The 21,736-nt window shown below is 51.6% G+C and carries 29 protein-coding genes and 2 pseudogenes; 20 read left to right on the top strand and 11 right to left on the bottom strand.

The genetic code is table 11. The features are described 5' to 3' along the window. Positions 1 to 231 (bottom strand): DNA polymerase III subunit theta, encoded by a 231-nt coding sequence (locus ACWPW2_RS11705; RefSeq protein WP_034813210.1) that lies wholly within the window; start codon positions 229 to 231, stop codon positions 1 to 3. 136 nt (positions 232 to 367) lie between these two features. On the opposite strand from ACWPW2_RS11705, the gene yobA reads away from it, so the two are divergent. The 3 genes from yobA to ACWPW2_RS11690 are packed head-to-tail and all read left to right on the top strand — an operon-like array spanning position 368 to position 1,976. Next, complete coding sequence (gene yobA / locus ACWPW2_RS11700; protein ID WP_023480070.1) at positions 368 to 742, top strand: CopC domain-containing protein YobA; 375 nt, start codon at positions 368 to 370, stop codon at positions 740 to 742. A gap of 1 nt (position 743) precedes the next feature. Beyond that, entirely contained in the window at positions 744 to 1,613 is an 870-nt protein-coding gene (copD, locus tag ACWPW2_RS11695) for a copper homeostasis membrane protein CopD (RefSeq protein WP_454123137.1), read from the top strand. An 18-nt stretch (positions 1,614 to 1,631) separates the two neighbouring features. Next, positions 1,632 to 1,976, top strand: coding sequence for a YebY family protein (locus tag ACWPW2_RS11690; protein WP_023480140.1), 345 nt, complete (start codon positions 1,632 to 1,634; stop codon positions 1,974 to 1,976). A gap of 326 nt (positions 1,977 to 2,302) precedes the next feature. On the opposite strand, the gene ACWPW2_RS11685 is transcribed toward ACWPW2_RS11690, so the two are convergent. The 10 genes from ACWPW2_RS11685 to ACWPW2_RS11640 form a co-directional block, all read right to left on the bottom strand. Beyond that, positions 2,303 to 3,385, bottom strand: coding sequence for a tyrosine-type recombinase/integrase (locus ACWPW2_RS11685; RefSeq protein WP_454123135.1), 1,083 nt, complete (start codon positions 3,383 to 3,385; stop codon positions 2,303 to 2,305). After that, entirely contained in the window at positions 3,357 to 3,626 is a 270-nt protein-coding gene (locus ACWPW2_RS11680) for an excisionase (protein ID WP_312466747.1), read from the bottom strand. Before ACWPW2_RS11680 ends, ACWPW2_RS11685 begins: the two co-directional genes overlap by 29 nt. A 65-nt stretch (positions 3,627 to 3,691) precedes the next feature. After that, complete coding sequence (locus ACWPW2_RS11675; RefSeq protein ID WP_420778245.1) at positions 3,692 to 3,934, bottom strand: DUF4060 family protein; 243 nt, start codon at positions 3,932 to 3,934, stop codon at positions 3,692 to 3,694. A 114-nt stretch (positions 3,935 to 4,048) separates the two neighbouring features. After that, positions 4,049 to 5,176 carry a recombinase RecT gene (locus ACWPW2_RS11670; RefSeq protein ID WP_454123132.1) on the bottom strand — a complete coding sequence of 376 codons (1,128 nt, stop codon included), beginning with the start codon at positions 5,174 to 5,176 and terminating at the stop codon, positions 4,049 to 4,051. Between the two features lie 10 nt (positions 5,177 to 5,186). Continuing rightward, on the bottom strand, positions 5,187 to 8,555 hold the full coding sequence (locus ACWPW2_RS11665; protein ID WP_454123130.1) for a RecE family exodeoxyribonuclease: 3,369 nt from the start codon (positions 8,553 to 8,555) through the stop codon (positions 5,187 to 5,189). A gap of 138 nt (positions 8,556 to 8,693) precedes the next feature. Then, entirely contained in the window at positions 8,694 to 8,882 is a 189-nt protein-coding gene (locus ACWPW2_RS11660) for a DUF1482 family protein (RefSeq protein ID WP_312209728.1), read from the bottom strand. Beyond that, positions 8,882 to 9,085, bottom strand: a complete 204-nt coding sequence (locus ACWPW2_RS11655; protein WP_420778248.1) for a hypothetical protein — start codon at positions 9,083 to 9,085, stop codon at positions 8,882 to 8,884. Before ACWPW2_RS11655 ends, ACWPW2_RS11660 begins: the two co-directional genes overlap by 1 nt. Positions 9,086 to 9,447: 362 nt before the next feature. Next, on the bottom strand, positions 9,448 to 9,831 hold the full coding sequence (locus tag ACWPW2_RS11650) for a hypothetical protein (RefSeq protein WP_420778249.1): 384 nt from the start codon (positions 9,829 to 9,831) through the stop codon (positions 9,448 to 9,450). Further along, positions 9,832 to 10,254, bottom strand: a complete 423-nt coding sequence (locus ACWPW2_RS11645; RefSeq protein ID WP_420778250.1) for a hypothetical protein — start codon at positions 10,252 to 10,254, stop codon at positions 9,832 to 9,834. Positions 10,255 to 10,406: 152 nt separating this feature from the next. Continuing rightward, the gene (locus tag ACWPW2_RS11640) at positions 10,407 to 10,820 is read right to left on the bottom strand and encodes a helix-turn-helix domain-containing protein (RefSeq protein WP_420778251.1); all 414 of its coding nucleotides are present in this window, start codon (positions 10,818 to 10,820) and stop codon (positions 10,407 to 10,409) included. Between the two features lie 72 nt (positions 10,821 to 10,892). On the opposite strand from ACWPW2_RS11640, the gene ACWPW2_RS11635 reads away from it, so the two are divergent. The 17 genes and pseudogenes from ACWPW2_RS11635 (at position 10,893) to lysC (ending at position 20,537) form a co-directional block, all read left to right on the top strand. Further along, positions 10,893 to 11,111 (top strand): transcriptional regulator, encoded by a 219-nt coding sequence (locus ACWPW2_RS11635; protein ID WP_001568772.1) that lies wholly within the window; start codon positions 10,893 to 10,895, stop codon positions 11,109 to 11,111. 11 nt (positions 11,112 to 11,122) lie between these two features. Continuing rightward, positions 11,123 to 11,665, top strand: coding sequence for a toxin YdaT domain-containing protein (locus ACWPW2_RS11630; protein ID WP_454123126.1), 543 nt, complete (start codon positions 11,123 to 11,125; stop codon positions 11,663 to 11,665). Between the two features lie 84 nt (positions 11,666 to 11,749). Beyond that, complete coding sequence (locus ACWPW2_RS11625; RefSeq protein ID WP_420778253.1) at positions 11,750 to 12,730, top strand: replication protein; 981 nt, start codon at positions 11,750 to 11,752, stop codon at positions 12,728 to 12,730. 2 nt (positions 12,731 to 12,732) lie between these two features. After that, positions 12,733 to 13,482: an ATP-binding protein gene (locus ACWPW2_RS11620; RefSeq protein ID WP_420778254.1), complete on the top strand. Its 750-nt coding sequence runs from the start codon at positions 12,733 to 12,735 to the stop codon at positions 13,480 to 13,482. 7 nt (positions 13,483 to 13,489) lie between these two features. Then, on the top strand, positions 13,490 to 13,813 hold the full coding sequence (locus tag ACWPW2_RS11615; RefSeq protein WP_420778255.1) for a hypothetical protein: 324 nt from the start codon (positions 13,490 to 13,492) through the stop codon (positions 13,811 to 13,813). Positions 13,814 to 14,452: 639 nt separating this feature from the next. Further along, positions 14,453 to 14,701: pseudogene (locus ACWPW2_RS11610) on the top strand (DNA polymerase III subunit theta). Then, positions 14,698 to 14,961: a hypothetical protein gene (locus ACWPW2_RS11605; protein ID WP_454123123.1), complete on the top strand. Its 264-nt coding sequence runs from the start codon at positions 14,698 to 14,700 to the stop codon at positions 14,959 to 14,961. The pseudogene ACWPW2_RS11610 and the gene ACWPW2_RS11605 overlap by 4 nt, the downstream one beginning before the upstream one ends. 175 nt (positions 14,962 to 15,136) lie before the next feature. After that, positions 15,137 to 15,337, top strand: a pseudogene (locus ACWPW2_RS11600) (DNA cytosine methyltransferase); the annotation flags it as partial. A gap of 587 nt (positions 15,338 to 15,924) precedes the next feature. Further along, complete coding sequence (locus ACWPW2_RS11595) at positions 15,925 to 16,164, top strand: hypothetical protein (protein WP_042395679.1); 240 nt, start codon at positions 15,925 to 15,927, stop codon at positions 16,162 to 16,164. 34 nt (positions 16,165 to 16,198) lie between these two features. Continuing rightward, positions 16,199 to 16,795, top strand: coding sequence for a DUF1367 family protein (locus ACWPW2_RS11590; protein WP_420778257.1), 597 nt, complete (start codon positions 16,199 to 16,201; stop codon positions 16,793 to 16,795). Positions 16,796 to 16,799: 4 nt separating this feature from the next. Next, positions 16,800 to 17,000: a hypothetical protein gene (locus ACWPW2_RS11585; RefSeq protein WP_420778258.1), complete on the top strand. Its 201-nt coding sequence runs from the start codon at positions 16,800 to 16,802 to the stop codon at positions 16,998 to 17,000. Positions 17,001 to 17,002: 2 nt separating this feature from the next. Beyond that, positions 17,003 to 17,614 (top strand): recombination protein NinG, encoded by a 612-nt coding sequence (locus ACWPW2_RS11580; RefSeq protein WP_420778259.1) that lies wholly within the window; start codon positions 17,003 to 17,005, stop codon positions 17,612 to 17,614. Continuing rightward, positions 17,611 to 18,414, top strand: coding sequence for an antitermination protein Q (locus ACWPW2_RS11575; RefSeq protein ID WP_420778260.1), 804 nt, complete (start codon positions 17,611 to 17,613; stop codon positions 18,412 to 18,414). The genes ACWPW2_RS11580 and ACWPW2_RS11575 overlap by 4 nt, the downstream gene beginning before the upstream one ends. Positions 18,415 to 19,168: 754 nt before the next feature. Continuing rightward, complete coding sequence (locus tag ACWPW2_RS11570) at positions 19,169 to 19,528, top strand: phage holin, lambda family (RefSeq protein WP_312277249.1); 360 nt, start codon at positions 19,169 to 19,171, stop codon at positions 19,526 to 19,528. Beyond that, a complete protein-coding gene (locus ACWPW2_RS11565; protein ID WP_420778262.1) occupies positions 19,512 to 19,949 on the top strand; it encodes a lysozyme in 438 nt (145 codons plus the stop codon). Before ACWPW2_RS11570 ends, ACWPW2_RS11565 begins: the two co-directional genes overlap by 17 nt. Continuing rightward, positions 19,946 to 20,398, top strand: coding sequence for an Rz lytic protein (locus ACWPW2_RS11560; RefSeq protein ID WP_420778263.1), 453 nt, complete (start codon positions 19,946 to 19,948; stop codon positions 20,396 to 20,398). The genes ACWPW2_RS11565 and ACWPW2_RS11560 overlap by 4 nt, the downstream gene beginning before the upstream one ends. After that, complete coding sequence (gene lysC, locus ACWPW2_RS11555) at positions 20,295 to 20,537, top strand: Rz1-like lysis system protein LysC (RefSeq protein WP_420778264.1); 243 nt, start codon at positions 20,295 to 20,297, stop codon at positions 20,535 to 20,537. The genes ACWPW2_RS11560 and lysC overlap by 104 nt, the downstream gene beginning before the upstream one ends. Positions 20,538 to 21,736: the final 1,199 nt, after the last annotated feature.

Below are 21,736 nucleotides of genomic sequence, written 5' to 3'. Positions count from 1 at the left end.
TTATTTCACTTTCGGCTCATAGGGGAGGCGAGAGAGCGATACGGAGGCCAGCCGGTGGGCAATCAGACGCTCGCGAAACCAGCCGCGCAGATGTTCGGGCTGTTCGCGCTCAACCGCTTCGGCAATCACCGGCATATTGTAGCGCTCTTTGAAGGCAACGCCTGCGGCGGCCAGATCGACATTCACCTTATCCATCTCTTCTTGTTCGAGCTGCGCAAGATTGGTCATTATGATGTTCTCCTCAGTTCAGGCGGCAAAAGTTACTAAGGCTGTCGCAGAAAGACAAGCGTGGCGGCGATGAGACTCGACTCAACTATTGTACAGGTTTATCCTCTATATCGTATGCATAACAAAAAGGAATGATTCTATGCTTATCTCCCCGACGCAGCGCTTACGCGCTTTTGCCCTCATTACCACACTTTTTGTCGCCCCGGCGGTGCTGGCGCATGCCCACCTCAAAGGGCAGTACCCGGCTGCGGATGCCGATGTGACGGCGGCACCGCAGGCATTAACGCTCAACTTTTCAGAAGGGATTGAGCCTGCGTTTAGCGGCATTAAAGTGACAGACGCGCAGCAGAAGCCGATCAAAACCGGGGCGGTAAAGCGCAACGAAAAAGATAAGACCCAGATGATTGTGCCGCTTGAACAGCCCCTGACTTCCGGTAAGTACACCGTCAGCTGGCATGTGGTCTCGGTCGACGGCCATAAAACTCACGGGCAATACAGCTTTTCTGTGAAGTAACATGCTGTCATCGCTCTTTGTCGGGCTGCGCTTTCTCCACTTCGCCGCCCTGATGCTGTTATTTGGCAGCGCGCTGTTCAGCGCCTGGCTGGCCCCGCACGATCTGCGCCGGACACTTACCCAACACTTCCTGCCTCTACAGCGCGTCTGCCTGATTTTGACAGCATTGAGCGCGCTGTTTCTCTATGCGGTGCAGGGCGGGATGATGGCTGGCGGCTGGCCGGAGGTGTGGCAGCCCGCGATATGGCGCGCGGTTGTCGGTACGCAAGCAGGCTCGCTGCTGGCCTGGCAAATCTTCCTCGCGCTACTGACCCTCTTTGCCGGGCTGTTGCAGCCAGCGCAGCAAAGAAAGCTGCTGCTGCTGACGGCGCTACAGTTTTTGCTGGCGGCGGGTCTCGGTCACGCAGCGATGCGCGAAGGGCTTGCCGGTGTGCTGCAACACCTCAACCATGCGCTGCATCTGCTGTGTGCGGCGATGTGGCTGGGCGGCCTGCTGCCGGTGCTGTTTTGCATGCAGCTGACGCGTGATGGGAGCCAGCCTGCGGCTATTGGCGCGATGATGCGCTTCTCCCGTTATGGTCACCTGGCGGTGGCGGGCGTTATCCTTACCGGCATGATGAATGCGGTGTTGATTCAGGGGCTGGCGTGGCCGTGGCAGAGCGCCTGGGGGCGCATGCTGTTGCTCAAATGTGCGCTTGTCGCGTTGATGGTGGCAATCGCGCTTGTGAACCGGTATGTTCTGGTGCCACGCTTGAGCCTGGGCGATATAAGTGCGCGGCAGCGCTTTATAACGTTAACCCGGGCAGAATTGATAATCGGTGCGCTGGTGCTGGCGGCGGTAAGCCTGTTTGCCACCTGGGAGCCTTTTTGAATAAATCTGGTGAAAAGAATGAAAAAGAGTGTGATTGCAGTATTAATGCTGACCAGCTCAGCCGCCGCGCTGGCTGCGCCGCAGGTGATAACCGTCAGCCGGTTCGAGGTTGGCAAAGAGAAATGGGCCTTTAATCGCGAAGAGATAATGCTGACCTGCCGACCGGGCAATGCCCTGTTCGCCATCAATCCCAGTACGCTGGTGCAGTATCCGCTCAATGATATCGCGCAGAAGCAGGTCGACAGCGGTAAAAGCACCGGTCAGCCGATCAGCATCATTCAGGTTGATGACCCAGACCATCCCGGCCAGAAAATGAGCCTCGCCCCCTTTATTGAGCGCGCGAAATCCCTCTGCACGGGCTGATGAAAATCGCCTGATCCAGCATAAAAAAACGCAGGTCCGGTTAACACCGCCTGCGTTTTTTTATGATAAACGTGACAATTACCGGATTTTTCTGACCACATTTGTCGCGGACTGGAAAAGCTGGTGTCGTCATCTATTCTTAAGATGCAAGGCGACTTAGCCTGCATTAATGCCAACTTTTAGCGCACGGCTCTCTCCCAAGAGCCATTTCCCTGGACCGAATACAGGAATCGTATTCGGTCTTTTTTTATATTGTTGAATAATAAGGTTTTTTTAGGTGTTCACACTAAAATCCACCAAAATTCCACCAATTCTCTATATTCAGTCTAAACCCTAACATACTCAGCCCCACGGGAGTCCAAGTATTTTTTGGTCATTGATAAATTTTTATGGCCCAATAGCCGCTGCGCAAATTCTTCGCCTTTTTCCTTCTCATAAAGCCTACTGGCCAGACTTCTAATTTCGTGAAATGACGGCGGGTAAGGGCCAAATTTAAGCACAGTGACATCACGGGTATCTGAGAATGCCTGGGTTAACCCATCCGGCGTCAGTGGTCCGGGCTTTCTTCCACCCCGACGCACCGGCGAGTAAAGCAGGAACTCAGATGGATTGTTCGCTCTGCAACGTTCTATCACTTCTTTTAAATGAAGATCGGCCGCTTCCAGTTTCAGGTCTAAAGGGATGGCTAATTTATTCCCTGTTTTCTCCTGTATGACAAACAGTCTGTCTTCCCGGATATCAGTGAATTTCATCATGGCAATATCCTCGCGTCGCTGAGCCGTGACCAGCGCAAGATCAAATGCATTTGCCGCCCATACTGAATTAGCAGCGGCTGTTTCTCGAATCGTAAAATACGCTTCGAGCAGTAGACGTTCCCGCTTAACTTTTGGTGCCGGGGTGCGAGTAGGTTCTGCCGGGTTCCTTTCTATATGGCCCTCCACGAGCGCCTCTCTGAATACATCGAGTAGGACAGATCTCAGACCTGCAGCCATGCTTTTTTTATCGCAGGCAATGTATGTTTCCAAAAATTCCGCAATGTCTTTTGTTGTAACTGCGCTAAGAGCGATGGTGCCGAACTCTTTTCTGATCGTCTCAATCTGGTTCCTGCGAACTTTCATTGTGTTTGGTTTTAATTCCCTTCGCTCGAGAATAACGTCATACCTCTCCAGCCATTTAGCCATAGTCAGGGTGGGCATTTCTTTTATGCGCTGAAGTAGACTGGAGGGGATGTAGTTCTGATCAAGATAGCTGTTGGCTTCAATAGCCTGGGCTATCGCTTCCCTGCGATCAATGCGGCCCAGATAGATTACCTGGCCGGTTATTGGGTTGCGCCAGGAATAAAGCTTATCTCTCTTGCGAAAGGTCAGGTTACGGGGCAGGTTAGCGTCGTAACGGGCTGGCCTCTGCATTCTGTAATCTCTCCAGTAAAGTCCCTTTGGACGGAATTTTTAGATGCTGCGGTTTTAAGCGCAAATTCTTCTTGCTCGGATCAACATAGATAGCATCCGGGCGGAGCTTATACTCTTTACCGTGTAGCTCGGGGGCAGGATAGATCTTGCCTTCACGTACCCATCTGCGGAGGGTAGATAGTGAGGGAGGGGTGGAATATACGCTGGCTGCCCATTCCACCAAATTAAGAAGCTTTGCCATTCTGTTCTCCTGCGCCCACCACCCGATTATAGGGACGGAAGGCGCTGTTTGATGATAATTCGATATCAAGACATCCGGCCGGCGAGTGCACGCAGACGTCGAGCGCCGATGATCGCTGTGGCCACGTAGCTGGTGCTGCGGTTTTCCACCTCTACCTTCACCTTCATTCCGTCAACCAGCACTATGTACACGCTGCTCGTGGCCCGGCTGGCATACGCACCGAACCGTTCAACATGCCGTGCCAACGCTGCATCGCACGCCCTGCGGGCCAGCGGGGAATCTTTACTGCTTCGGTTAATCAGTCTCATTCGGCACGCTCCTGGTAAAACACATCCCAGCAGTTCCGCTCGGTGTTCGCCAGCAGGCGGGGATCTTCTATCTCGCTCATCTCATTATCGGGAGGGGTGCCCCTCCCGCCTCCCTCATGCCACGTATTCAGGCTTCATATCGAGCAGGGTAACGGCAAACTGGTCATACAGCTCGTCGCCCAGATGGCGCTTCGCAGCAGCCAGTGCCTGCTCTGCTTTGGTGAACTGCTCTGCAGCATCCGGTTCGTCAGGCTGGGGCAGGGAGTTGATCGCCGCTTCCACCTTGTTGCGGGCGTCTACCAGGTAGTAGCGCCGTACGGCTTTGTTTTTCAGCTCAGTGAATAGCGCCGAACCGAGAGCAGTTTTGGCCGCTTCGATATCCACCCGCACTGCTTTGGCGTTGTCGACGTACTGAGCCGCTTCAATGCGATCCCGAAATTCATCGGCCAGCACGTCGATATTGGCAGTCGACTCCTGTGCTGCATTTGCCACCTCAGGTTTGTCAGAGTTGACGTCTGCGGTTATCACATCCAACGTGGCTCGCGGCGGGGTAATGTCCTTTTCTTTTTGCCATACCATTTCGGTACCACGCTCCAGCATTTCCATAATTTCAGAATTATTAGGCAGGCGGCGGCAAAGGCGATGTGCGGCGGACTTTCTGGACATTGACTCATACCAGTCGACCCACGGACCGCTGTCGCTGTTACGGCTGGCCGCACGGACTTTATTGATGTCGTCAATGTTGAGCCATTCATATTGAAGCTCGCCGGATTTCATTTTCGCGTATGCAAAAGCGCCCCGCATAGTTCCGCGCTCACCGAGGCATGGCTCGTAAAGAACATGCTCTCCTTCATCGTCCAGCCAGACGCGAAATGTGTCGTTTTCATACACTACGCGGGTGGCGATAACCGATATTTCTCCTGACTGGCGTGCACGCTTCATTACCCCATCGATCATCGGCATGTACTGAGCTACCGGGATTTTACTTCCGTCAGGTTGCTTCTTTTTAAACGTTACCAGAGCAGCTTCCCTGCCATCAGGGATCAGTCCATCCTTAGCGCATGCGGTTAATGCATTGATGACAGACTGACGATCTGCGTTGAAAAGATCCCGGTTCGTTGCAAGCGCCACCGCTGCAGCATTAGTGAATCGGTCATAACTGACATGTGCCGGAAGGAGTGACTTTACCGGTACCAGTTCGGTATCAAGATTTGCTTTGATGTTAATCAGTTCGTTTGCCATGTTTCTATCCCTATGCCTGGTCGCGCAGCGCTTCGAGGCGGCGCAGATCGTAATCAGTCAGTTCGTCGGTGTAATCGTCAGTGATCGGCGCTGGCCACTCGCCAGTATCGAAAGCATTGGCAATGGCGCGCATCGTGGCGCGGTACTCCATGATGCCCAGCTCCACCAGCTCCGGAGAGGCCTCAACAATGGCAATCCAGTGATATCCTTCGTCCTTGTTGACGAAGATCCAGAAGAACTGGTCGAGGCTTGCCGTCTCCATGTACATACCGGCGCTCAGGTGGTAATCGCGATCGATGATTTCACGGTGCAGCTTCGTCCGCAGACCTGACTGCTTGATGTTCCACATAGAAATCGTTTTGAGGTCGGCACCGATACGCACGCCATCTACGTCCAGCTCAAGGTCAGGGCGCACACGGATTTCGAGGCCGGTCTCTTCGTCGATGCCGAAATAGCTAGTCTCAACGGCGCGATCAGGATGCTGCAGCAGTTTCCCTGCGGTTGCGTGAGCATGCAGCGCTGCCTGGATGTTCAGCGCGGTGGCGTACTGCTGGCGGGTCACCAGTACCTTGCCTTCCGGATTCTCGCGCCAGGCGTCCAGCAGTTCGTCGGCGAACACGGCATCCGGGCGAACCGCTTTGAGCGCCTGAATCAGATCCGTTTTGGTACCGGATACTTTCAGCGGTGACGGTTTCTGCGCTTCCTGCGCTACCAGGTCGGGATTAATAATTGCCAACTGCTCGAGGAGTGCGTCACGGCTGCCGCTGGTTTTCACCGGAGCGAGCAGGGTGGCGTTGTACTCTTTGATACAGGCTTTCATAGCTGCAGCGGTCTGCTTCTTATCAGACTCGATGCGCTGGAACTCTTCCGGCAGCGCCATATAGCTTTCTGCGGTTTCGTCTACTGCTGCGCCCAGCGGCAGCGGCGCGGGCAGGGTGGCGTTATGGGCCTCCAGCAGCGCTTTGATATCGTCAGCGCTCAGCTGCGGCGGCAGGCTGGCGTTGTACTCATCAATGCACTCGCGGATCGTCGCCGTGGTGGTGAATGCACCTTCCGGGATCTCCGGCTCAATGCTGAACTCGGCGGCCAGCGTCTCCGGCTGCAGCGCAAGCGCATGCACCAGATTGCCCATGTCGAGAACCTTCGACCGCTCCTTCTGGATGGTCTTAGAGACGTGGCGCGCTTCGAAATACATCAGGGAGACACGGGCATCCTTCACCTGTGTGCTGCTGATGCCATTAGCGGCGTGGTAAACGTCGTTCGGCAGACCTTCATAACGGCCTGGCTCGAAGTAAGCTGGCCATTCCTTAGCAGCAGCCTCTGGCTCGGAAATATCCGCTACCGGTTCTATTTCTGTCGTTTCTGGTTCGGTTGGAGGTAATTCCGGCTCATCCTGGCTAAGAGCATCGATATTCTGGTCCAGATCGGCGGCAACGTTGCTCGTCAGTTCCGGTGTGGCAGCGGCGAGGATACCCGCCGGGCTTACGCAAACTGTTTGCGCAGCAGCTTCATCAGCGACTTCGACTGCTGGTAACGCATTACAAGCTTCGACTTTGCTCGGGTCAGTCTCTTCCATCTGCACATGATCGACGTTCTCCACTTCCTGTTTTTCGACTTCATTTGAGGGGGTATTGATGACCGGGTTTGCTTTTTCACCCAGCAGACCATGGATGGAGAACATGCCGCCGCCGAGGTTGGATACTTCTGGCTGTGCGGTGGTGACAAGTTGGTGTGACGGCTCGGTGCCCTCAATGGCTCGGGCATCCACGGCCGCGCTGTCAATCTGACGCGCAGCGGCGAGGATTCTGGCCTCAGGTGTATCATGCTTATATTCATTGAGCGTCGCGCTGATATAGGCAGTCATGCGGTCCGGAAACGGTGTTATGCCTGAGGATGCTTCACGAATGAGCGCAAAAATTGCAGCGCGCGAGTAATCCAGGATACCTGCAGTTTTACGCAGTGCTGCGGACCACTCCTTCCAGGGACTTTCTTTTGCAGCAACAATATCTTTAGCCCGGCGGTGAATAGAGCCGGGGATATTGTAGATATCAAAATCCATCGGCAGAGTTGCGCAGGCGATCTCAATATCCAGTGTGTCCAACGTATGCTCATAGTCTGCATTACGGTCTGTTTTGATGCCGCCGCCCGCGTTCGTGCCGGTGTCGGTGCGCTGAATAGTTGAAACCCGGTTACCGTTAATCCATTCCTTAGCGAGCAGGCCGCGATCGATATAGTCCGTTGTTTTCCATGCCTTCATGAACTGGAGCATCAGGGATAAATCAGGCGTCGCTTTGTCAGAAGGAAATACGCGCTTAACAGCATCGGTAAGCCTCCAGAACTCGAAGTCACGAAGACTTTTCATCCCCTCGACATTCTCGGCGGCCAGCAGCAGGTTTTGCACGTAGGAGTTATCGGTGTCCATTTCCAGCTGGCGCACAGTACTCAGTTGTTCATTGTCGATGTGGTACGCGTATTCCTTCTCGGTAATAAACTGCGCGAGGAGGCGGTGACGGAACGACAGCGTAGGAACAGCGTGCAGTTCAGTAATGTCCCTATCGCGAAATGCCTGTACGTGGGCCTGGGCAACCTCTTCGGGCGTAGCATCTTGCTGATCTTCTGCATTGGAAACAGGCGCATCATCACCAAGATCGCTGGTGGTGATGAGTTCAGGGACTGGCAGTCTGCCGCCGAGCCAGTCTTCAATAAGCTGGGCGCGCTCGCTGACTTCTGTTTTTACCCAGCTCGACATGAAAGCAGCCAGCAGCGCGGGTTCGTGTTCTTTATCCTGCGGGAAAACGTCTTTAACGACCTGAACCAGTTTCCACTCAGCGTTCAGGCTGAGTTCGGCAATTTCAGGGATGTCGTTCTTCGCCAGCAGCAGGTTATGGAGATAGGTGTTGCCTTCATCCAGTGACATTTCGCTTGCAGCTAGCTGCTGCTCTTTAGTGATATGCGTCTGATATTTGTCGCTGGTCAGGTGGAAGGCAAAACGGACCGCTGGAGTGCGGTTTTCAAGCGTGACACTCTCGTCGGTAGTTTCGACTTTAACGGTCGTTACCGGTGCGGTAGTGTTGCCCACGACTTCATTCGACTCAGCACCAGCTTTTGGCAGCCATGTGCGGCCGTCTTCCTGCAATTCGTAGCGTTCACACCAGGTGTAATCCACGGTGCCTTCTTCAGGTAGGTCGCTAACCACCGGAAAATCGGTGCGGATCGGTTTTGCGTAATCTTTACCGCGGCCGGTTTCTTCAATGCCTGCTTCTTCCAGCGCCACATCGAGCTGGAGATTGGCGCGCGCTGCACTTTTCGCAGTGAACCAAATCACAGCGTCCTTCTTGCCAGACTTCTGACTGGCTTTAAGCAGATGGAAAAATTCCATGTCAGATCCTCATTTTTGGATGTAAGATCCCCGGGCCATAGATAGCGCCCATTGGGTGTCGTTTTGGTTTGGTAAAAATTCCGGTGGAACTTTGGTCGGTGTCACCGGACGTAGAGCCCGCTTCGGCGGGTTTTTTCGTTACAGGGTCACGGCTGGTTGTTCGCCGTTACGGACAATGCGCTCCACTTCGAAACACTCGCCCGCCACATGCTGCTCAACGGCAGCCGCTTCACACTGGCGCTGGTCTTCATAAACGCCCAGTACCACATCCTGAAAATCGCCGTTGGTCATACCCACGGTCAGCACTAACGCGAATAACGTATTCATCAGTGTGTGCCCGCCGGCACCAGGTGCGGCTCAATCTGGCGCGAGGCGTACGGGCGACGAATGTGACGCAGGTTGCCCAGCGGCTCGTGCCAGTAAAGTCCCTCGGTATAGCTGAACGAAACAAGCCATGCTGCGCCGGTGCGCTGGTTACGCATCGCTACTGCTTTCCCGCTGTTTGGTACTGCATGATTGGTAGTTGCCATCTCATCCTCCCGGTCTTTCCCGGCGTCAGAACGTTTGTTTAACCTGATGCGCGTTAATCACTCCACCTCATCCGACTATTCGTATGCCGTCGGCGGCTACTTCATGGGCTCCATGCCTGGGTGGTTCGTGGTGCGTCTTGGTGAGTTAGATTAAATCACTGGTTTATATCTGTGTCAACTCAGGGTTAATGTTAATTGTAAATCTGAGGTTTATATGGCTGGTTTTTGTGACGCGTCTGCCTAAACGCAGGCAAAAAAAATCCCGACGCTAAGGTCGGGATCAGAGAGTTCGGCGGGGGGGCTGCTTGGCTGCGGAGCTAGTGGGTAAGAATCTCGGCGCAGAGCTCTGATTAATGTCAGTATTAGAACATAAATTTTGCGAGGCCAAGAATCGCAACACCTGTTGCGACTGTCCAAGCTATTTGTTTGTTCACTGCTGATGAAATCGCGCTATTCATTTCACTAACGCTAGGTTTTTTTGACAATTTCTCATCAATATCAACCTGTTTTTGGAGGATGACAGCAACATCACGTTTAGTATCAGTAGAATGATTACGCAAATCCCGAATATCAGATCTTACTTCGGCGAGATTTGCTTTAATATCCTCAACGTTAGCTTCTAGCTTAGCTACTCGAGCTTCGAACATCCCACCATCTCCACCATTGCCGTTACCTGTAGGTTTAGTATCAGCGTTTTTTATGGAAGTGTCCATGCTGCTAGGTTTGATTCTAATTACATCACCCACCTAAATTACCTCCTTCAATGACTTGCACAGGTAAAACTTAGTCTGCATCTCATCCAGAATGTCATCATCTTCGCTTCTTAATGTGGCGCGTACAATATAGACGCCGGGAGTATATGCAATGTGTTGTTCGGGGGTGAGGCGTACCTCGAAAATTATAGTCCCATCATCAGACACGAAGACATTTTCGTAATCAGGCTCAAATTCATGCAGGACTTCATCTAGCTCATTTCCACTAGGCGAAAAAATGTCAAATCGTAAATCGAACTCTGGAGCATCGCGCATGAACATTACTGTTGCACCAATCGAAAAATCAAGCTTAAAGGGGAATTTTTCGACGGTGAAGGCATGGGTGATTCTTGTATCTTTGGTTGTTTTATTGATAATTCTCCCTGTATTAACAGAGAGTATTTTTAGATCCTTCATATTATCCTCTAATTTAGGCTGCTTATAGATACCTACAATCAGATCAAAATATTCAAATACCAAGTAGGTTGCACAGGCGTTAAAATTTTCACTGCTTTTGCGTATATAGCCTCACTGTATGCCTACACATATTAGATCGAAGTGATATAAATCTAATCTCCATGCGACCGAATCCGCCCCTTCATGTACTTCTCATACAGCTCATCCAGTTCCTTCAGGCGAATCGCGAAGATGCGGAGCATGTTCTGTTGCTCTTCTTCCGGCAACTGGCGGTAGAGCTCCAGCAGGCGCTGTTCGTCCGGCTTGAGCCCGTCTTTTTCGCCAACTTCCTCACCGAGTAACCAGGCGACAGAAATGCCTACAGCGTCGGCTATGGCCAGCGCCGATTTCTTACTAATCACGCCTTTTTTGAACCAGCCGTTTACCGCCTGAGGGGTGACTCCAGCTATTCGTGCCATGTCTGCTTTGGTAACGCCGCGATCAGTGATCTCAGTAAGGCGCTCTACCAGAACGAGGTTGGGTTCTTCTTTTCTCATAGGGCCATTGTAAATATTTGGTTTATACACACAATAAATCCAAAGTTTGCATGAAGTATAAATCTGTGGTTTACTTCTGCTATCAATAAGCAGGAGAAGCACATGTCCGCACTCGATAAAGCTATTAAAGCCGCTGGCTCAGCCAGAAAGCTCAGCATCGCGCTTGGTGTGACGAGTATGTCTGTAAGTCATTGGAAGAATCGTGACCAAGGGATCGTCCCGCCAAGCTACATCTTCCCGATTTTCAAAATGACAGGCGTAACCCCCCACGAACTGCGCCCTGATCTCTACCCGAACCCCACTGATGGTTTACCTAAGTAGGAGAACTGACCATGCAAACACTTACATATCAACAGAGTAATCCTTTATTGCAGGCAGCGATGATAAATCGCTCTCAAGCCGTTGACGCTTTGCCGGACCCTGGCGACATCCGCGACGCCGTGCGCGCCTGGGCAGCAGCTGCAGGGCAGGATGTTGTCGCCGCTCATATCGTGGATCAATGGCGCAGCTGCGGCGGGGAAGGAATCGAGTTTTCGGCAGATATCAGCCGCGCCCGGCAGAAGTTATTCCGTTGGCTCGATAACCGTTTCGATACCGACGACTGCCGCGAACGGGTGCGCCAGCTGACGCCTGCGATTCTGGCCGTTTTGCCGCTGGAGCATCGTGGCTCGCTGGTTGGCGGTGAATGCAAGCTGACGCGTCTGGCGCTTGCCGAAAAGGAGGTGGCTGAGGCGAAGCAGGCCATTTTACTGGATGCGCCCAGGCATCAGAAGCTGAAGGAAATGAGCGAGGGGATCGTGTCGATGTTTCGGCTTGAGCCTGATCTGGCCGGGCCGCTAATAGCAATGGTAACAACGATGCTGGGGGTTGTATGACAGGTCTGAAAAGGGTGAAAGCCGCGCTGGTGGAACAGCAACGGCTTTCGGTTGCAAAAACTGAGCGTGATTGCGGAGAACAGTATGTCAAACACCGCTGAAATATACAAATTTCCTGCGCCAGAACCGGCGCAACAGGAGAGTCGCATGGCTGATCTGGATAAGGGCTATCTGCGTTTAGCCAATCAGATCCAGGACGCCTTATGTATCGTCGAGTTATCGGGTCGTGAGTTCCGGGTGCTGAACGCTATCGTTCGTCTGACGTATGGCTGGTCGAAAAAATCCGACCGTATCGCCAACAGCCTCATCGCAGACAAAACAACGATTAAAGTGAAGCATGTTTCTGAGGCGGTGCTAAGCCTCGCGTACCGGAACATCATTATCCTGCGCCGGATCGGGCAAACCAGATACATCGGGATCAATACCAGTCTGGATAAGTGGGCTTATACCAAGCCAAACTGCATGAAATGCCCGGCGGATTTTCCGCGTGCTGAAGCTGGTATATGGGTAATTTCTACCCCTGAAAGCAGGGATAACCATCCCCAAAATCAGGGAAGAAAATCCCTGAAAACAGGTATAGCTATCCCTGAAAACGGGGATGGTAAAAACACCCCTCAAACCATCCCTGAAAACGGGGATGGTTATCCCCGAAAACAGGGAAAGGTATCCCCGAAAACAGGGAACACCAAAGACATTCTTCCAAAGACAAATATAAATACAGATCTAACCCCCTCTAATCCCCCAAGGGGGAAGGTGAAGTTTGATCCGCTTAGCATCCCGGTTCCTGTATGGCTGAATGCTGCGGCGTGGAATGAGTGGATCGCTTATCGCCGCCAGTCTGGTAAGCCCATTAAAACCGAGCTGACCGTTACCAAGGCGTTCAACCTGCTGAAAGAATGCCTGAACGAAGGCCATGATCCGATAGCCGTGATTAACGCCAGCATCGCTAACGGATACCAGGGCCTGTTCAAGCCAAAGTTTGCTCTTCAGAGCCGCAATGGTGCGCGCGATGTGAATCAAATTTCTCGGCCAGGTAACGACATTCCAGACGGGTTCAGGGGGTAGGCGTGAAAAATATTATTGGTACTGGCAGCGCCCTTGAGCGCCTGAAAAAAATCATCCCGGCTAACGTGCAGCCAAAATTCAGCAATGCCCAGGAGTGGCAGGCATGGCAGGAGTCCGAGGGCCGAAAACGCTCCGAGGAAATCGACAGGATGAATCAGCGCGCACGGTCAGAAAAGATTTTTGGCAGGGCTGGCATACAGGCCCTTCACCGCAACTGCTCGTTTGCAAACTACGACGTGTTATGCCCGGAACAGCGCCAAGCGTACAGCATGGCGAAAAGCTACGCCCAGAACTTCGGTGGTGGGTTCGCAAGCTTCGTCTTCAGCGGCGCGCCGGGCACCGGGAAGAACCATCTGGCTGCGGCCATTGGCAACCACCTGCTGGCAGTCGGGCACTCCGTTCTGGTGGTGACCATCCCTGATCTCATGCTGCGCGTTCGCGAGTGCTACGACGACGGGCAGTCCGAATCGTCACTGCTGAATGAGCTCTGCAACGTCGATCTCCTGGTGCTGGACGAGGTGGGGATTCAGCGCGGCTCCAGCGGCGAGAAGGTGATCATCAACCAGGTTATCGACCGCCGGCTTTCAGCCATGCGGCCAGTGGGCATCCTGACCAACCTGAATCATGGCGAGCTGGTCACCACTCTTGGCGCACGCGTTATGGATCGCCTTCAGATGGACGGCGGTATCTGGGTCAATTTTGGCTGGGCGAGTTATCGCAAAAACGTCAGCCATCTGCGCATCGCGAAGTGAGGTGACTATGTGCAATCGCTTAAAACCGAAGCAAAAAGCCATCGTTGATTTCATCGAGACAAACGGACCGGCAACGCCCCGCCAGATCCGCAAGCTGCTCGGCTGCGACATCCGTGAGGCCTACGACCGTCTCAAGCGCCTGGGTACGGCCGGGATCGTCAAAAATATCGGCAAACCGAAGCATCCGGAATACCAGCTGGTACAGCGCTGGCAGGAAAAAATCAAACAGCCAAAGCCGCGGTTACCAGCAGCACCTTCAGCGGCCGATGTATGCCGCCAGAACTGGCAGGGCTATCAGATCCACAAAATTATCGGGAGTGTACGGGCATGAGTGATTCACTGAGCAACAAAGAACTGGTGGCCGTTGGTCATCAGTAGGAGCAGGCAAATAGCTATCCCCCGCGGATTTGAAAAGTCGCTAAGGGATTGTGATTAAAAGTTACTACTTATAAGTTGAATAGTTAACGATTATATTTAGGTTATCACCTATTGCATTAAGAGAAGATGTGATTGTGCCACTGCCTGTAGGAATTGGGCGATTGGAGTAGGGTTCGTAAGCTCCGACCTCCTCAAGCGTGGAAGCTATCAGATTCATGTGCTGAGATGCATCGATAACATTTTTATAATTGGGCACCATGCGCATTCTGGCGAAGAAATCATAGCAAGGGATTGCTTTTGATTTTGCTATTAATAGACCAGAAGATGACTTTAACTCATTAACGAGTTCACTGCTCAGTTTAACGTTCATTATCTTACTCTGCTCGCGAAGAAAAAGAGATGATATTCTCCCTAAGTGCTCCTTGAATGAAACGTAAGGATCTAGTACGCATTTGACTAAAATTTGTCCTAAGACATATACGATTACACCTGAAAAAACCGTTGTGAAAACAGTTGCCCACATAACGAAAATCTCCCTTGTCAGAAAAATTTATGTAATATATAGCATGAGGAATTCTGCAGGAAAATGTTTATGAAGAAGTTGAACAGTACAGTCAGAACCCATGAAGATCAGGACACGGTTAACGTTGACCTTACGGCTTCCGGACTTGCCTACAAATAGCGCCTTAACATATCGGTTATCGCTGAGGTGGTGATGCTCGAGCAGTCAGAGCAATTGCGAGATTACTTCCTTAGGTGCCTGAAGTTTTATCGTGAGAAGTCGATAACTATACCGAAAGGTAGCGATGCGGTTTACCTGAAACAAGAGGAAGGGAAGTGAGCACTCATTTTTTAGCTTGCGATAAAGTCCGTAAATATAAGATTGCAACACTTGAGAACTATAACGGAGAGTCCATAATTCAGTTGCCAACCGAGGCACTTGCTTCAGATCAGACACAAACGCCGATTATGAAAGATTATTTTGTTGTTAGACATATTTTTGGTGGGGCAACATACTTGATCGCAACTCGAGATGGTGTTTTCCCTGATAATCCTCAAGACGCGATCGCAAGGCACCAAATTCCTCCATATCAGTATTGATTGATTTTTAATAGTCAACCAGCAATAATTAAATCGCAGTCGGCCTGAACACCCGATTGCGGCTTCAGCGCATTTAAGGGGACTTAAATGCGACCACAATATGAACTCCTCACCTTGTCACAGATGCAGAAATGCACCTGCGATTTCATGCATTCTGCGTTCCATCACGTAAGGGCGCATGCTCCAGCCCCACGAGCTGTACCGGGCGCAGAGCTTCCCGGAGTGGTACATCATCGACCGCGATTACATGGGCACTCGCTACGCCAAAGACAAACAGGTTGCGCGCTGCGGTAACGCGGTACCGCCGCCGTTCGCTGAGGCGCTGGTTCGTGCAAATCTGCCTGAAATGTGTCTGGTAGGGGAGAGGGCGGCTTAATTCGAACTGCCATATAAGCTATATGGGGATACCAATATCGACACCAGGGGCCTCTCCGGAGGTCTTTTTATACGCGTGGTAGGGTGACTTAAACATAATCGATATTACCGATTGATAGGGGCAAATCCTTCTATTAAGCCGATTAATTAACGGGGGCGTCGTAGCAACAAACTACCTACCTTAGGCAGCGAAATAAGAGACGGCCCACACTATCGACTTCGACATAAGCGTCCAACAGTATGATGAGTGATTGCCGATCCGGTATTTACAATCGACATTTTTGACGCTGGCATCTATTCAATAAAACGATCGCTCCTTAAGCGTTTTTTTCAAAAATAATCATTTAAATCAAATATATAATTTCATTTCTTTAAAAGTGTCTTTCTTGTGCATATTTGAGCCAAAACTATAAATGCTGTTTGTTCATACAGTAATTTAATGTAAGGTTATATCACGCCAGAAAAAATTTTCATTTTTCTTCCGGCGAACCTATTAGGAAATTTGCGCGATTTGTTATTTTGGCTCTATGGAATGGATTTCTCCCCGCCGGGAGGACGTATCTGTTGATAGCAAAGAAGGGGGTTTTTGTGAAAGAAAGTCAGGACCAAGGCGATTGGTACGATATTGTCAGGCGTTCAGACGGCAAGCTTATCGGGTCAATGCCGCTCGAAAGCCGCAACCTCGTCTACATCAAAAATGGCATGGTTTCATGTCGCCCTTTGATGGAGGATGAAGGTATTTTCAATCTGTCGTCCGGAACGCGTTTTCTTCGCCGCCTCGGCTACCGCCTCGAACAACCCTCTGATATTATGATATCAACGGACTGAACAACCGTTGACCTGATGCGCCACGGAGAATCCCATGGCGCAGTTACAACTCATTAAGCATTCTTCCAATATCCTGATCCCCGCCACGCCGGAGACCAGCGATTTCCTGCAATCAAAATGTAAGCTTGGCGCCGTGCTGGTGGCCGATTTCAAACAGGTCCGCAACCCGGCCTTTCACCGCCGTTTCTTCGCTCTGTTGAATCTCGGCTTCGAATACTGGGAGCCCACTGGCGGAGCGATCTCCTCAAATGAGCGCAGGTTGGTTACTGGCTATGCCAAATACCTGGCATCGTTCGGCGGGAGCGAAACCGCGCTGCTGGATGCTGCTGAGCAGTACCTCGATCGTATCGCCGATAAGCGCACGGGCAGCATCAGCGCCTGCAAATCCTTCGACGCCTATCGTGCCTGGGTGACTATCGAGTCCGGGCACTATGACGCCATCCAGTTGCCTGACGGAACCCTCCGGAAACATCCCCGCAGCATCGCCTTCGCCAATATGGACGAATCCGAGTTTCAGCAGCTCTATAAAGCTGCGCTCGATGTTCTGTGGCGCTGGATCCTGTCCAGGGCATTCAGAGACCAGCGCGAGGCTGAGAACGCTGCTGCGCAGCTGCTGAGCTTCGGGGGCTGAGTCGATGAAAGAGACCTGGTTTTATCACATGGAATGCACCACGGAGCAGGCAGAAGAGCTGCTGGCACAATACCGCCGCCGCGGCGTTAAGGTCGATCGCAGCCTCAACCCTGATCTCATCACCTGGACCGTCAGCGCCCAGCTGCCGGAGGGCAATCATCCTCCGCGCCCGAGCCGGGTATGGCAAAGCAAGGCGTGGGGTTGAGCATGGCTAAGAAACCTCGTCGTAAATGCGCAAACCTGAGCTGCCGCGAGTGGTTCAACCCGGTCCGCGAAGGGCAGGTGGTTTGCAGCTTCGAGTGTGCCAGCGCCATCGGTAAAGAACAGACAGCAAAAGCCCGTGAAGCCGCTAAGCAGAAGGAACTACAGCGGCAGCGCACTGAAGAGAAGGCTGGCCGTCAGCGGCGCGCTGCGCGTCGTAAGGAGCTGAAGCCGATCCGGCACTGGGTGCAGATGACTCAGCGCGCTTTCAATGACTGGCGGCGCGAAATGCTGCTGGGCGCCGGGCACGGATGTATCTCTTGCGGTACCAAAACCGCTTTTGCCTGGCATGCCGGGCATTACCGCACCACGGCCGCCGCACCGCAACTTCGCTTTAATCCGGACAATATATGGCTCCAGTGCTCTGCCTGCAACGTCCACAAATCAGGCAACATCGAGGCATACCGCGCCGCTCTTGTCGAACTGATTGGCGAAGACCGCGTGCTGGCGCTCGAGTCCAACAATGAAACCCACCAATACACCCGGGAAGAACTGGACGGCATCCGCGCCAAGGCCAGGGCAGATCTTCGAGTACTGAAACAGCAGGAGGCCGCATGAAACTTGAATCTTCACTAAAACACTTCAGCCCTCAGGGTATGAACATCAGCGACAGCGTTAAAGGCACCTCTCCTGACAGGCTGACTGGTACAGATGTAATGGCAGCGATTGGCACAACCAGCAGCCGCGCGCGCTTCGGTCTTGCTGCGTTCTTCGGGAAAGCAGGGATCAGCAAAACGGATGAGCAGCTCGCAGTACAGGCGCTGGCACGGCACGCGATGGATGTTGCGCCGAAGAATGTGCGTAAAGCTGCTGGTGGCGAGTTTGGCTGGTGCATGCAGATGCTGGCGCAGTTTGCCTTTGCTGAGTATGCCCGTTCGGCAGCCAGCAGCAGCACCTGCACCACCTGCAGCGGTACGGGTTTTTTCTCCCGGATTGAGGATGTGATCAAACATCCGGGTATTTTCGATGCTGACGGTGTCGAGCTGGTTGCCCCGAAGATTAAGCATGAGCAGGTAAAACATGCATGCACAGCCTGTGGCGGTAAGGGCATCATTCCTGCGCGCTGCCGCTGCGGCGGGAAGGGGGAAGTACTCGATCGAGTGGCGACGAAAGAGCGGGGCGCGCCGGTATTCAAAACCTGTGAGCGATGCTCCGGCATTGGCTTCTCTTCAGTGCCATCAACGGCTGCACACAAGGCAATCATTCGGCGCCTGCCGGATCTGCATGTCAGAACATGGACCCGCAACTGGAAGCCATTTATTGAATCGCTGGTGGAGATTTGTAAGCAGGAAGAGGCCAAAGCTGAAAAAGAATTCCAGTCTGCAACCAAATATCACGACGAAGACAACATAATTTAGCACTTTAACGACATAAAGCTTGATTTTGTCCGAACTTGTCGATTATGCTTCAAATCGTGGCATATAGCGCCTGTACGAAAACAAACTTAAGACCTCGCTTTCGCGGGGTTTTTTATTTCTTGAAATAGTCGATTCTGTAACTGTTAAAATAACTATCTATCTTCATGTTTTTTGAAAATTGTTGATTTTAATGCTGATTCATAATCGTTGATTTCAGTGATTGAAAGGCTATTTTCATACCTTTCTACATACATTTCTTGAAGTATTTTTATGAGTTGCTCTCGATTAAATTCTTCACGGGGGTGATTTTTCATTAAGCGCAAATTGCTTCGCCTACAATAGTGTCAACATTTTTCACAATGGTTCCTTAGTAATAATCATTGGTCGGAACCTAGGGAAAAGTTGTTTTTTATCAGTAGGTTTTTGAGTAAATAATTTTTGAGTTAAGTGATATAGATTGCTCAAGCATACACGCTTAAACTTAAAAATAATTTTTTTTAAAGAAAAGATTAACTTCTCAGATATTTCTGTCCCCTTTAAATGGAGTTTTTTTCTCGTGCTGCCCTTAGCGCATCAGTCGGAAAAACTCAGATAGCGTACTAAACCTTCTAATTCTTATTTTTAAAGGCTGCAATCTGGCGGCTTTCTTCATTTCAGTCCACAGGAAAAGCATCAAGCCCAAGCTGTCGCATGCAACCCTGTCTCCTGACCTTTTAAATCACACAGCACCGACCCGTTACAGGCGGAGGTGGAGATGAAACGTATGCCGGACAAAGACGCTGGTTTCTGGGCAGGTCTTATCGCCTGGCTATACAGCCATAAAACAGAATGGGGATATGCGGGCGTAGCGGGCATGTTTTCTCTGCTGCGCAGCGCCTATGCACAGTCCTCATGGAGTAAGCGTGTTCTCGACGCTGTATCGTGCAGCGCGCTGGCATTCTTCGCCGCGCCGACGCTTCAGGTTGTCGGTGGTGTTCTTAACTGGAACGTGCCTGATACAGCCGCTCAGGTTTTTGCGGTGTACATCGGGTATGTCGGCAATGACTACATCAGCGAGAAGCTGCGCGGCTGGATTAACCGCAGAACGGGAGATAACAGTGAAAATCAGTCCTGACGGTATTGCCCTGATTAAGCGCGAAGAAGGCGAGCGCCTGAAAGCGTATCGCGACACCAAAGGCGTTCTGACGATCGGCGTCGGTCACACCGGGCCGGTGGATGGCCGGGCAATTACTCCCACGCTGACTATCAGCAAAGAAAAATCAACCGCACAGCTTCTGGCTGATATCGCCTGGGTTGAGAAAACTATTAACGTCAGCGTTAAGGTGCCGCTTACCCAGAATCAGTACGACGCGCTATGCAGCCTGGTCTTCAATATCGGCAAAACTGCCTTTGAAGATTCCACCGTCCTTAAGCGGCTTAATGCCCATGAATATCACGGCGCGGCCGATGCTTTCCTGATGTGGAAACGCTCCGGTAACGATCCGGATATTCTCCTGCCACGCCGTCAGCGTGAAAGAGAGGTGTTTCTGACATGAACCTGATCAACCTCATCAAGAACTACTCACACGTCATTGTTATCGGTCTGATTTGCGTGGCGCTGTGGGGGCTGAATACCCGTAACGCCCAGTTAACAGCCACTAATGAGCGGCTGGAAAAGCTGGCGAACAGCAAAGACGACCAGATTAACGATCTGCGCTCAAAGAATGACGGTCTGGCCGCCAGCGTGGGCGCGCTGGTCACCGCCGTCAGGCAGCAGAACGAAGTGATGAGTCAGGTCACTGAACAGCGCGCTGTAACCGCACAGAAGAACCGGAAGCTACAGAATGAAATTAAGCAATACCTTGAAGCTGATAAGTGTGCCCAGTCTCGCGTGCCTGACAATGCTGCTGACCGGCTGCGCGCCGCAGCAAAAGCCGCTGGTGGAGTACCGGACAATAAGCCAGCCGCAAATCAGCCTGCCGGCAGAACTGACATCCCGCATTGATGCGCCTGAGCCGCCGGACGGAATGACGTTCGGTGACAGTGTTCAGCTCAGTGCGCAGCTATACGGGCTGGTGGGGCAGTGCAATATCGACCGCGCTGCCATCCGGCAGATTGAAGAGGGCAGGCAGCATGAAAAATGAAATGACTCAGGGCTTCGACGATCCGGTTAAATTCCGCGAAGAGTGGGATAAGCAGACAGAAGGGAAGTAGTCATTACAAAGCTCATCTGCGGGTGGGCTTGAAAATGAAAAAAATGCCCTCTAAATGAGGGCAACAGGAATAATGCGGGTCTTTACAGCTATTTAATCTTCTTGACGCGCTCATCCATGAGCTATCCCCTGGTGTGGGTAGGAGCCACAGTGAGGAGATTTAACTGTCGCACACAATTACTAAACAACAAGCGTGAGCGGCTGTGATTGAGAAAAAACTCGAGGTGTCCACACTTAAGAACAGAATCGAGACAAGTTGCCAGATAGTGTGGGATGCAGGGCTGAGCGTTAGGGGTGCTTACGTAAATATCCTTCATCATATTAAAGATGAAGGATTCTCATATTAGGTATCCTGCAAGCTCAGCTGATTAGAGCCTTCTATGGCTTTTAAGCACGCCATTGCTGTCGAAGATGAATAATATGTTTGCCCCCAGGCCATTCTGGCATATTACCCCATCTGTATTGACTTTGTCAGTTATACCCTGGCAAGCCATGTTACTGACGTAAGGTCTGATCTGGCATTTGAGAGTTTTACCATCCTCAATCTTGAGGTGACCTTTATCAATTTCGCTCGCAGTCGGGGCCGGGCATGTTCCGTCGCCCCAGTTAACACCATGATGTTTGTCAAAAGCTGAACATCCCTGGAGCAATAATGCGCTAGCTATCAGAGTTACAATGTGAATCTTCATTTTTAACTTCCTGTTGTGAAATGCCAGAGTATTGTTTGCACCGTGCGCTGAGCATTTTAGGCCTGACTTTACTATCGTCATTTAAGATGAATCTTAGTTGGGGGGCGTCTATGACAAAGCTACGCGGTTACAGCATTTAAGAAAGGTGGGGCAGGTCACTCCGTTTCAAAAAGGCTGTACAGTGTCAGAACTGGTTGCAATGGCAAAGCATATGCGCTGGTGGATACGATAAGAGAAATGCTAAAACATACGTCATAAACTAGCTGATTACACTCTTCCTGCAGGCTTATTGCACTCAAACATGCTATCAAACAATACAATTGCGATTATTTCTCTTTCGAGGGTATTTAATTTTTTTTTTACGTATAGACTCAGTAACCTCTTGAGAAAGATTCATCAGGATGTGTATCGCTTGTTTATTAACAGGCGGTCTCGTTATGC

It is taken from the genome of Kosakonia sp. Marseille-Q7440 (genome assembly GCF_965119485.1).
This window is presented reverse-complemented; position numbering and strand designations above follow the sequence as displayed.